Source organism: Candidatus Enterococcus wittei (assembly GCF_002140175.1).
In the GTDB taxonomy this organism is placed as follows: Bacteria; Bacillota; Bacilli; order Lactobacillales; family Enterococcaceae; genus Enterococcus_B; species Enterococcus_B wittei.
This window is the reverse complement of sequence record NZ_NGMO01000002.1, coordinates 618,998-630,971: the sequence shown is the minus strand read 5'-3', so window position 1 is coordinate 630,971 and position 11,974 is coordinate 618,998. Positions and strand designations below refer to the sequence as shown.

Genomic DNA, 11,974 nt, shown 5'->3' with positions numbered 1-11,974 from the left:
GTTATTTATAATTTCGGAATGATTTTGATGAAAAAATCGATTTAATTCTTCTCTAACTAGATACTTGATATATGGAAGATACTTTTAATTAAGAAATAATAATAAAAAGAACTGATTTCTCATGAACTATTTTCACTTTATTACTGCGACTGTTTCTCATCCTCAGTGGTTAAATTCAAGAATTCATCTTTAACTTTACGCCCGTTTCTTTAATAAATCGGGAGGGTTTCAGTTTCCTTTCTCCTTTGAATTGAGGAACACACAAGTACAAACGATTTCTTGCTCTAGTCATTGCTACATAAAAAAGTCGTCGTTCTTCTTCAATCGTAGTTACCGGTTCTATTTTCAGTTCTTCTTCTTGAGTGTCTTTTTTAGATACTGCTCCACTGTAAGGAAGCATCCCTTCGTTACAACCAATAAGGAAAACATTTCTATAGCTTAATCCTTTACTTTTATGAATACTTTGAATACAAAGTGCATCTAACTTTCCTTTACGATAAGCGATCAGCCGAGTTTTAAGTTGTTGAGCAACTGCCTGTATTTCTTTTCTCAACTCATTCAGCTGTACCACAGAACTATACTGTTGAAGTGTTTCGAATAACCATTCTTTATCCCCTTGTTCCAATTCTTTAGCTGGTCTTGGAAGCTCACAATATGTTTCTATCAATTTATTTATAGGTTGATTCACTTGTGAAGCAAAAGGTTTTAAGGCTTCGACAAACGCTTTTATTTCTTTTTCTCGTGCTTTTAGATTAGGTCTTCTAGTAGTTATATAAGTAACAATATCCAATTCTTTATTTTGTTTTGAGAAAAATTGATCACATTCTGTTACCTTTAGATAACAATTGACCATCAACTGTCGAAGCAACTGTTGATACATCTGTTTTTTTTGATTGACTGGCGATTCATACCAACTAATAAATTTTTGATAGAACTGCTGAAAAACTTTTATCCCAAAAATTCCTTCATATTGTGTATCTGCTTCTAACACAAAGGGAATATCTGTCTGAAGCAACTGCTGAACTAATAGTTCTGTTTGGGAAAGAGAACGATATAACACGATGGATTCTTTATATTTTCCCTTTTCTTTGATTAATTGATTGATCTGCTGAATCAACCATTTACTTTCCTCTCGAGTATTTTTAAAAGTCAAGGCTTCTAATATACCTGCTTCTTTTTGTGCAGGAACCATTGCCTTAGGAATACGATCTTCTTTGTTAAAAGTGATCAAGCGATTTGCTCCCTGGACAATAGCTGCACGGGATCGATAATTTGTTAATAAAAAGAGAGTTTCTGTCGGATATATCAATTCAAAATGTTTGATATACGCTGGCTCTGAACCCCTAAAACCATAGATACTTTGATCATCGTCTCCGACGACGATCAGCTTCATTGCTGTATCTTTCGTCATCAAACGGACAATTTCCCATTGAAGTGGATTAGTATCTTGAAATTCATCGATAAATAAATAATCATATTTTTGTCCAACGTATTGTCTAATTTTCTCATTAGCTAAAACCAGTTTTAAATTTTGAAGAACATCATTGAACTCAAACAGATGCTGTAATTGTTTTTGTTCATATAATTCAGTCATCAAAGTGTCCATTCGTTCCGATATCGGTGTACGACCATTCTTTTCAATCTGATCAAATTTCTTTTTAATCAGTGCGATGATTTCTTTTTGAGACAGATTCATGTTCTGCCAATAATCTAACCGTTCTGCAATATTTTTTTCTCCGTATTGATCAAAAGAATATAACTGATATTTTCGAATCAGTTTTTGTAAGACTAAGTTGATTTTATAAGGGGTCTCTTTTGAAAAATCCCCTTGCACACCAACTGTGATCTCGGGAAATTTCCGACATATTTCATGATACAGGCGATAAAAAATACTATGAAATGTTCCTATATGAACGTTCGTTTTTCGTTGACTGAAGTTATCAACTCTTTTTTTTAGTTCATTCGCTGCATTTCGTGTAAAAGTAATCATCAGTATTCGTTCTTCATCTACCTCTTGCTCGGACATTAGATAAACTGCCTTGGCACAAATCGTCTGTGTTTTCCCACTACCCGCACCAGCAATTATTCGCAAATGTTTTTTCATGTCATAAATAATTGCTGCTTTTTGCTCATTATTAAAACGATTGTAGGAACGTTTCTCTAATTTTTTGAAAAACGAATGGTCTTGCTGCTTTTCTACTGGCCATTCTTCTTCTAACAATCCTGGAGCTTCCCCATATGCAGCTTCATAGCTAGCAATGATTTCCTCTTGCAACCGAAAAATTTGTTGAAGTTTTTTATACTTTTTTTCCCAATGGTCGATTTCTCTTTGCAATCGAAGAATCTCTTTTTCATTTTCTTGACTGATCATTTTCCCCATCTTTCTTTTTTATTTATTTTTTTACTCATATGATTTTTCTTAATACTAACAGACCTTTCATAAAAATAAAACGAGTTCCTACTTCATTTAGTTTTCAGAAACTTTCACATATATTTCAAAATTGTGCTAAGATAATAACGAAAAAATTTAAATTAGTTGAAGGTGAAAAAATGCGTACGTCATTTCATGAGGGTCGTACTGTAGGTTTATTATTGACATTTATTGGAGGAGCCATGGATAGCTATACGTATATCCAATACAATACATTTGCCTCTGCACAAACGGGAAACATTATTTTAGCTATTATTCAATCATTTGATCAGGATTGGGTAGGTGTAGGAAAAAAAGTAGCCGCTACTTTTTTCTTTTTCATAGGAATTCTATTGACTAAATTTCTAATTGATTACTTTAGGCGAAAAGAAAAACCATTTTGGCGCTTATTTGTCCTTTACTATGAAGCGCTGATCTTTTTCATTATTGGTTATACAAGCATCCACATACATCCAACCACTGTTACAATCTTAATTGCTTTTACTGCAGCAATCCAATGGGTAGCATTCGATAAAATCAACGGACGCGCTTATACGAATTTATTTACAACGGGGAACTTAAAAGGAGTGGCTACATCCTTATATGCTTATTTAGTTACAAAAGAAAAAAAAGATCTTGAGCATTTCTTTCATTACTTTTCTGTTGTCCTATCTTTTATTGCTGGGGCAATCACTTTAGTTTTTTTCCACTCATTACTCGGTCCACATTCTATTTTGTGTGTTTCTTTCCTATTCTTGATCATAGCAATTGTCCAAAGTATTAAATTATGGCGATTTTATAGTCATACTTCTTTTTTATAAAAATAAGAAAACGAAAAGAGACAGAACAAAATCATCCCGACTTTGGTCTATCTCTTTTCAGAAGCTCCCTTTTTCGATTATCTAGCAAGAAATTCTATTTTTTATGCCTGAAAGTCGGCTTAATAACTGTACTCTCTTACCGCACTTGATTTTCGAACGATAAGTTGCCAGTGCAAATTATCCGCCGTATCATTATCCTCAGCGGCACAATTCAGCACCCGAATCTTCATACTGTTTTCATATATCTTCTCAACTTCCCCTTTCACAGGAGAGTCAAATAAATCTGAAACAAATTCGTGAATTTCTCCTACTGCAAATAAATATTCATTTTCCATTAGATATCCTCCAGTATATTGTGATTTTAGCAATAACCGATCATTTTTTAGTTGTTGAAAGCAGCGTTCAGAAAAAATTGGTATGTTAAGAACTTACTTATTTTCAGTGTCTGCTTCGGACTTACGAAGAAAGTAATAAGTGGGGAAAATGTTTTATTACTTTCTTCTCAAAAATTATTTTTACTATAGTTGTTCCAGCATATACATATAAGAACGTGTCGCTTATAAGTATCTTTTCACCCTTCACAACCACACCTAATTTTTACCACAAAAAATCGAACATAACACAAAAAAATCATAAAAGGTTCTTTTTGCATCAAAACTGTTCATTAAAATAAATAGGGATAGCTGTTATTTCTATATAAATCTTTCCATTACATCTGAAAAATATACCAACACTCCAGAGAATACAAATAAATTGGTCTGTCTCTTATACACATCTAGATGTGTATAAGAGACAGGCGGAGAACAGGATGAAGAAGATATTACCTATATACAAGTCTCTTATACACATCTAGATGTGTATAAGAGACAGGGAGGTACGTATAGATGAAAAACAAAGTGGTCAATAAATTATTAGAAACCTTATTCAGCGGAGAACAGGATGAAGAAGATATTACCTATATACAAGTAAAATTCGCAATTGACGTGTTACTGAACAATCTAGGAAAATTAGCTGTCGTTTTGGTATTTTCTATTATTACCGGTTCATGGGTAGAAACAGGAATGACATTTTTGTCATATATCTGTGTCCGCAGATATGCTTATGGGCTACACTCCGGTTCTGAATTTGCCTGCTTGCTTTGGACATTGCTTTATTTGTGGGGCGTTCCCTTATTGATGAAACATTATCAATTGACTATTTCTTTTCCATGGATAGTCATCCTATTAATTAGTTGCTTTTTTCTATTGCTTCGCTATGGATCACGAGGCACAGCTCTTAATCCCATTGAGCCTGAAAAGCGCCCCCCTTTATTGAAAAAAGCAATCTTTATGTTTCTTTTGTTTGCTACCATTATTTTGTTTTTTTCTAATTCATATTTTTCTACTTACTTTCTTCTCGGGATTGTTTTAGAGATAATGATGTTACTTCCAGTTACGAATTACTTAATGAATATTGGAGGAATTTTTTATGAAAAAAACAATCGTTAAACAATTATCTAGTCTATCTGATTTCTTTGTATCTGGCTGTTGCTTCGGTATGCTCTCAGAGTTTAAAATACCAGAAAAATTAAAAAAATAGTGGATTAATTGTGCTATAATTTGGGAAAACTCAATGGGAGCTGTGCTTATGTTTTTATGGTCCATAGCCTTGCAATATTTAATTTTGACGATGTGTATTTTACTCATTAACCATCAAATAAAAAGTAAATTCTTCTTTTGTATAACTATTTCTTTATCAGCAATTTCACTAGGGTTACTTTATCCATTTATTGGAATTTTCTCTGTGCTTGTTGCAAGCGGTATGTTGACTTTGACATTTTATCTTTTTTCTACTTCACGTCATCGATTGATCTATGCACTACCTTGGGGATTATTGATCCCTCTTTTAGGAGACCATTTGGCAAGTATCGGTGATTTTTTAGTTTTAACATCTTCTGTGATCGAACCAGGCGATACATTACAATATTTCCACCTTGCTTTTTCAGCAATTTTGTCTTCTTTACTGGCATTTTGCTTTAAGAACGCTTTGGATCATTGGTCTCATGCAATCGATCGTCGAATGATCGGCATCAGCGGTTTTTTGATACTAGCAACTTACTATATCATTATTTTTTATACCCGATTTTCAGGTGAAACACCGCGGATCTTAGCTCTCAATACTAGTTTTTTTATGTTGTATTTATGTATAGGTCTTATTATTTTGACTTACTATTGGAAAATAACGAATAAAAAAATGGCTGACCAATTGTTGGAACAGCGCATCCAATTACAACAAGATTACATCAGAGATCTCGAAAAAAATTATCAAGAACTACGGGAATTTAAACATGACTATCAAAATCTACTCTTTTCCATGAATAGTTATATCTCTGAAGGCGATCTTGATGGGTTACGCAAATATTATGATCAAACGATTTTGCCTACACGTGAAATGATGAATCTCTTCCCCGCAAACCTTAGCTTGTTAGACAAAATAAATGTCCCAGAAATAAGAAGCCTTTTGTCATTGAAATTGATGATGGCTCAAGAAAAAGGGATCTCTGTCCAGATAACCATCCCGGATGAAGTGAAGTTAGAGAAAAAATACACTGTTAACTTAGTCAGGATGCTTGGAATCATCCTTGATAACGCAATTGAAGGAGCAGCCATTACTAAAAAGAAAAAAATGGAATTATTGATCTTTAAGAAAAATCGTTCATTAACGATTCGTATTATCAATACGACAACGAATACTTTGCCACTTAGCCAATTAAAACAAAAAGGATTCTCTACCAAACAAAATCCAAAAAACGAAGGGCTAGGTTTGTTCATTCTTGATGAATTAACGAAGGCCAACCCTTACCTTTTTCTTGAAACAGCGATTGAAAATCAGCGGTTCTCTCAAACACTTTATATACAAACCAATTAAAGGAGCATTTATATGATTCCAATTTATATTTGTGAAGATGATACGAAACAACTTGAAGTTATTTCTACAGTTATCAAGAATCGAATCATGATTGAAAATTTGGATAGTTATGTCCATGTCTCAACTTCTGATCCAATTGAACTATTGAATGCAGCTAAAATCCGAACCTCGTCCTTTGGCATTTATTTTCTAGATATCGAGCTCAAGGATAGTGAACTGGATGGTATTGCTATTGGAAAAAGAGTTCGTGATCTTGATCCATTAGGGAAGATCATTTATGTTACTTCACATACCGACCTCTCTATGGCCATCTTAAAAAGCAATATTGAGCCCACAGATTATATTGTGAAAGAAGATATTTTTGATTTAAAAGTGAATGTCGAACAGATTCTAAGTAAAATTTTTGAAGATTTTCAAACGGCTCCATTACAAAAAGACATTTTTAAAATTGAATTTAATGATGAAATCAAATTTTTACCAATCCGAGATATTCAATATTTCTCAACTTCTCCTGAAACCCCACATAAGCTAGAGGTACATTTGACCCATGCACAAATGCAGTTCTATGAAAAAATAAAAGAAATCGAGAAGAAGAACCAACATTTCATCCGCTGTCATAAATCCTACGTGATCAACACTCAAAACATCCGATCAATCAATAAAAAAACACGTGAAATTGTTCTTTCAAATGGTGAGACTATCCCTGCATCCGTCCGTGGATTAAAGAAATTGATTTTTTGACTTTGTATTTCTTCTTCCTATGAGCTATTTCAAAAAAGAAATCCTTCTAGATTTTCTAGGTTTCTTAAAATGAGTACAGTATATCTTCGTATTCAATTTCTAAAAATAAGCTAACGAATCTTAGAAATAGATTTTCCTATTTTCGATATTCGTTGGCTTATTTTTTATGACTTTCTCTGCTACTTTTTTGTCATTTGAGACCAATATTGTTCTAATAAAACGTTAGTTGATCACCTTGATTATTTTCTCCATTTTCCTTGCGTCTTTTTATCCTCTTTCCTTTCCGATCTCCCCATGATTATAAGCAGTTCTCTTACTTTTTATCGGATATAAAATCAGCATAGAATATATTTTATTGACTATTCAGTTGTTTCATTTTCTTTTTACCCCTTATTCCGATTATAATAACAAAAGGACTGTAATATACGTTCGTTTCAATCTACTAGAGTGGATAAACATTCCTTCATCACATTTTATACAATAAACTATAGAAAAGGAGAACTATCGTGGAAAAGAATACCAAAGACTCTTCTCGTTTGATTCAATTTTTAGGCGGGAAAACTTCTTATTATATACTAGGGTTGCTTATCATGATTGCTTTAGTCATTTATTTTTTCCAACAAATTGCTTTTATTTTTAATCCTTTGGTTGTGATTTTCGTTACTACCTTACCACCTGTACTTTTTGCATTGGTTTTGTATTATTTATTGGATCCGTTGATCCAGCGACTGAGTCAGAAACTTTCTCGAAATCTTTCAGTGATTTTAGTGTATGTTTTGATTCTCTTAGTCATCGGGTTAGGAAGTATCTGGTTGATCCCCTTCTTACAACATCAAACAACAACCTTGATCAATCAATTACCCGATTTATTACAAGACTTTCAAAATAGCGTGAAAGGATTCTTAGCACAAACCCCTTTTTCAAATGCATTCAATGACTTTTTTGCTTCAATTGATGATTTGACTTCAAATATCACCTCATTTATTGGAGAATACTGGCAAAGTGGTGCAAAAAGTTTAGGAAACCTTTTTTCAGCTGTCACGACAACTTTTATCACTTTATTTACTGGACCGATCATTGCTTTTTTCCTTTTAAAAAATCCACACAAATTTTATCAGTCTGTCTTAGGGATCATCCCACCAAAGTTTCGTACTGATTTTCGTACTTTGACTAAAATTGCCAATCAGCAACTAGGCGCTTTTTTAAAAGGGCAAATCATTGCTTCGTTCATTTTAGGCACTGTCTATTGGGTTACTTTTTTGTTGATTGGCTTAGAATTTGCAAGTATTCTTGCCATTGCCGCTGGTCTATTATGTATCATTCCTTATATCGGACCTTTTATCGCTTTCTTTCCCGGTTTGATTATTGCCTTTCAAGATTCGACTTTCATGGCGGTTAAATTTGTGATCGTCTGGTTTGTGGTCCAACTATTACATGGTGATTTAGTCATTCCACGTGTCATGGGTGATAGATTACAAATCCATCCGATCACGATTTTAATTGTCTTACTTGTGATGGGTGACCTTTTAGGACTTATGGGCGTGATTTTTGGTATTCCAATTTATACTTTACTCAAACTTTTCATTGTATTCACCTTCAGAAAGTTCAAACAACGCTATAACACCTACTATGGGGATCAAGGAATGTATCAAAAATCAGAGTTCTCGGAAAAAGATTACTTTGAACAAGACAAATAAATGATCATAAAAGTATTCTTGTAACAGAAGGAGGCTGGGACAAGCGTTTAACTCCGAGAAATAAGAAAGAATTCACGAAAATTGCTTTTCGAATTTTTGTGAATTTCAACTTATTTCCGAAGGCGTTGCTTATGCTCTTGCCATTTATATGTATTTAGAGCGTGGAACAAAAGTAAATAATGCTTGTTCCACGCTCGCTTTTTTATAGTTTAACATTTTTCTTATACCATTCGTAAGATTTTTAAGAGTTACCACTCCTAATAAATCAAGAAGTGAAGAGGCCTCTCTTTAACTTCCGGATAAGCTCAACTGAACGTTTTTCATACCTTTATATTCGAAACTGATTAACTTTTTCATAATTTCTGACAAACGGTATTCCCTTAGCTAATCTTCGGCACTAAGTTAATCGTAAAACATGGAAAGCTATTTTCCGATTGACTAACTTATGACTCCCTGTAAAAATACTGCTTTACATAACTTTAGTTTAGCAACAGTCCAAGCGACTGATAGGGTTGTAATTTCAACGTTTTTTGTATGTTTGTAGATGAATAATTATCGATTAATACTTCTGCTTCTAAAAATTCTTCTGGCAAATCGATCGTTGTTTCTGAAGCATAGAAATTAGTGAATACGAGTAACTTTTGTTTATCCAACTGTCTCATGTACGCATAAACTTGCGGATGTTCAGGTTGATAGGCGTGATAATCTCCCAAGGCTACGATTGGATAATTTTTACGTAGTTGGATCAGTTTTTTATAATAAGCTAGAATCGAGTCTTCTTGCATCAATTCATTTTCGACATTGATTTCTTCATGATTTGCTGCAAGTGTCAACCAAGGTTTTCCAGAAGTAAAACCTGATTGTGCTTCTTTCGTCCACTGCATTGGTGTGCGAGAGTTATCTCTTGATTTGGCTTTGATCCGACGAAATGCTTCTTCAGGAGATAGACCTTGTTCTTGCAGTAATTGATAAGCATTTAAACTTTCAACATCTTTGTACTCTGAAATCGAAGTGAAATCTGGGTCGATCATCCCGATTTCTTCTCCCATATAAATATATGGTGTTCCTCGATTTAAATGGATCATCGTCGCAAGCATCATCGCTCCTTGTTTCCGATAAGATCCAATTTCAACAAACCGATTCAATGCACGTGGTTGATCATGATTGTTTAAAAATAGTGCATTCCAACCATTGCCGACACTCATTTCTTCCCCCCATGTATGGAACAGGCGTTTTAATTCTTCAAAATCAAAGGCTGGTGTCGTCCACTTATAACCATTTTCATAGTCAACTTTCAAATGATGGAAATTAAATACCATAGACAATTCATGACGTTCAGGTGCGGTATACAAAATACAATTTTCAATTGTTGTTGAACTCATTTCTCCGACTGTAATAATTTCGGGATCTTGTCCGAATGTTTCTTTGTTTAGCCGCTGTAAATACGTATGTGTAATTGGTTTATCCGTATATTCAGCTTTTCCTTCATTTATTGCATTATTTTTAAGCTCTTCGTCTTTGCCAATTACATTGATGACATCGAATCGGAACCCTTTGACCCCTTTGTCCATCCAGAAACGTACGACTTTAAACAGCTCTTGTTGAACTGCTTCATTACGCCAGTTCAAGTCTGCTTGCGTTTTATCATACAAATGAAGATAATATTTACCTGTATCACCAAAAGGCGCCCAAGCATTTCCACCAAATTTGGATACCCAATCGGTTGGTTCATCTCTTAAAATAAAGAAGTCTTGATAATATTTATCTCCTGCTAACGCTTTTTGAAACCATTCATGCTCAATAGATACATGATTCAAAACCATATCCAACATGAGTTCAATGTTATATTTTTGTGCCTCTGCTACTAGTTCCTCAAAATCCTTCATAGTACCGAATCTTGGATCGATCGCTATGTAGTCGGAAATATCGTATCCATTATCTTTTTGTGGACTTGGGTAAAAGGGATTTAACCAAATCATGTCTACCCCTAGATCATGTAAATAAGGTAGTTTCTCTTTAATTCCTGGTAAATCGCCAACTCCATCTCCATTACTGTCACGAAAAGATTTTGGATAAATTTGATAAATGACTTTTTCCTTAAATGCCATAAGTTTATGCCTCCAGCTAATTTTGTTTTCTGGTTCAACTTATATATACAAGTTACAAATCCCATTATATCGAAAAGGTAAGCGTTTGTAAATCGAGGAGGTAGTCATTTAGGTTAGATCTGCCAAAACATGTCTTATTTAATTATGTTATATTTAAAGGAACCTACTTTTTATCAAGGTAAGTAAAACGCAAAATCGGAGGCCATTTTATGACTTTTTTAAAACGTTCCAAGTTGTTTGCTTCACTCGTTATACTAAGTTTGATCGGAATCACTATTTTTATTTTTTCAAACATCACCTTTATTTTTAAGCCTTTAGAGGCAATCATATCGAGTATTTTTTTACCTATTTTAATTTCTGTTTTTATCTTTTATATCTTTTTACCCATCTACAAACAACTGATTAAATGGGTTCAAACAAGAACACTTGCTGTTACGCTCATGATGTTACTGATCTTTCTATCGGTTTATCTAGTTATTCAGTTCATTCTGCCAATCATCATTTTAGAAGTAAGCAAATTTGTTGGTCAGATTCCACAACTTGTTTATATACTTGCAGAAAATATGGATGGCACCTTGATTGAAGAAAAATTATTACCTTTCATTGATACCTTAGAGTTGAATCAACTGACTCGTCTTATTTTACAACTCGTCTCAGGAGCGACTTCCAGTCTAGTGAATGTCTTTGAAGTCGTTTCACGTTCAGCGATCATCTTATTTACTATCCCATTATTACTTGTTTACATGTTTAAAGATGGAGAAAAAATTCCTGATAGCTTAAACAAAATCGTTCCCAAAAAATATAACCAACTCGTCAATGACTGGTGCCACGACTTTCATTTAGCTGCTTCTACTTACATCAGCGGAAAATTACTGGTTTGTCTATATGTCGGGATTGGTAGCTACTTGTCATTTAAAATACTCGGTCTTCCGAACGCTTTATTGTTAGCTTTGATTTGTGGATTAATGGATATCATTCCTTACTTTGGTCCATTTATTGGTGTGACACCTGCTTTGCTATATGCCATTAGTCAAGATATCAAAACAGCTTTGCTATTGATAATCTTTATCACAGTCATTCAATTTGGTGAATCCTATTTAGTTTCTCCATTAGTTATGAATAAAATGATTCACATTCACCCCATTGTCACTGTCTTTCTTTTACTTATCGCAGGCAACCTGTTTGGACTTTTAGGTATGATTCTTGTGTTACCTACCTATACGATCATCCGCGAAATGATTCGAAGCTTTATCCGTTTCAAACAATCAGAAAGTAAAGCGGCATTATAGT

9 protein-coding genes are annotated in these 11,974 nt (G+C 33.8%); 6 read left to right on the top strand and 3 right to left on the bottom strand.

Going from position 1 to position 11,974, the window contains the following annotated elements:
* Positions 1–175: 175 nt before the first annotated feature.
* Entirely contained in the window at positions 176–2,380 is a 2,205-nt protein-coding gene (locus tag A5844_RS07115) for an ATP-dependent helicase (RefSeq protein WP_086284507.1), read from the bottom strand.
* 170 nt (positions 2,381–2,550) lie between these two features.
* On the opposite strand from A5844_RS07115, the gene A5844_RS07110 reads away from it, so the two are divergent.
* Positions 2,551–3,231 (top strand): YoaK family protein, encoded by a 681-nt coding sequence (locus A5844_RS07110; RefSeq protein WP_086284506.1) that lies wholly within the window; start codon positions 2,551–2,553, stop codon positions 3,229–3,231.
* Positions 3,232–3,350: 119 nt separating this feature from the next.
* Here the strand turns inward: A5844_RS07110 and A5844_RS07105 are convergent, their stop codons facing one another.
* Complete coding sequence (locus A5844_RS07105; protein WP_086284505.1) at positions 3,351–3,566, bottom strand: hypothetical protein; 216 nt, start codon at positions 3,564–3,566, stop codon at positions 3,351–3,353.
* Positions 3,567–4,115: 549 nt separating this feature from the next.
* On the opposite strand from A5844_RS07105, the gene A5844_RS07100 reads away from it, so the two are divergent.
* From A5844_RS07100 to A5844_RS07085, 4 genes are all read left to right on the top strand, one after another.
* Positions 4,116–4,718 carry an accessory gene regulator B family protein gene (locus A5844_RS07100; protein WP_086284504.1) on the top strand — a complete coding sequence of 201 codons (603 nt, stop codon included), beginning with the start codon at positions 4,116–4,118 and terminating at the stop codon, positions 4,716–4,718.
* 139 nt (positions 4,719–4,857) lie between these two features.
* Positions 4,858–6,138: a sensor histidine kinase gene (locus A5844_RS07095; protein ID WP_086284503.1), complete on the top strand. Its 1,281-nt coding sequence runs from the start codon at positions 4,858–4,860 to the stop codon at positions 6,136–6,138.
* A gap of 12 nt (positions 6,139–6,150) precedes the next feature.
* Positions 6,151–6,879, top strand: coding sequence for a LytR/AlgR family response regulator transcription factor (locus A5844_RS07090; protein ID WP_086284502.1), 729 nt, complete (start codon positions 6,151–6,153; stop codon positions 6,877–6,879).
* Positions 6,880–7,385: 506 nt separating this feature from the next.
* Positions 7,386–8,576: an AI-2E family transporter gene (locus tag A5844_RS07085; RefSeq protein ID WP_086284501.1), complete on the top strand. Its 1,191-nt coding sequence runs from the start codon at positions 7,386–7,388 to the stop codon at positions 8,574–8,576.
* 479 nt (positions 8,577–9,055) lie between these two features.
* Here A5844_RS07085 and treC read toward each other — a convergent pair whose 3' ends face one another.
* Positions 9,056–10,684 carry an alpha,alpha-phosphotrehalase gene (treC, locus tag A5844_RS07080; protein ID WP_086284500.1) on the bottom strand — a complete coding sequence of 543 codons (1,629 nt, stop codon included), beginning with the start codon at positions 10,682–10,684 and terminating at the stop codon, positions 9,056–9,058.
* A gap of 209 nt (positions 10,685–10,893) precedes the next feature.
* Between treC and A5844_RS07075 the strand changes: the two genes are divergently transcribed.
* Positions 10,894–11,973: an AI-2E family transporter gene (locus A5844_RS07075; protein ID WP_086284499.1), complete on the top strand. Its 1,080-nt coding sequence runs from the start codon at positions 10,894–10,896 to the stop codon at positions 11,971–11,973.
* Position 11,974 lies beyond the last annotated feature (1 nt).